The sequence below is a fragment of the Shewanella sp. P1-14-1 genome, from assembly GCF_001401775.1.
GTDB lineage: Bacteria > Pseudomonadota > Gammaproteobacteria > Enterobacterales > Shewanellaceae > Shewanella > Shewanella japonica.
This window is the reverse complement of the sequence record NZ_LKTL01000125.1, coordinates 1-248: the sequence shown is the minus strand read 5'-3', so window position 1 is coordinate 248 and position 248 is coordinate 1. Positions and strand designations below refer to the sequence as shown.

Below are 248 nucleotides of genomic sequence, written 5' to 3'. Positions count from 1 at the left end.
ACCGATATTGCGGGTACTGCAATTACCATCACAGATGTAGCCGTTAATGCAGATGGCACTTACTCTGTCGATAATGTTGACCTATCTACACTTGTGGATGGCGACATCACAGTAGTGGCAACCGCAACTGACAGCAACGGTAACGACCTGTCTGCCAAAGACACTGAAAACCTTGATGCCCTTTCAAGTAACATCACCGTCGATTTAGTCATCGATGGCGATAATAACGGTGACATCACTGGTACATC

1 pseudogene is annotated in these 248 nt (G+C 46.4%); it reads left to right on the top strand.

What is annotated here, in order from left to right:
- Positions 1 to 248: pseudogene (locus AN944_RS21720) on the top strand (hypothetical protein); the annotation flags it as partial.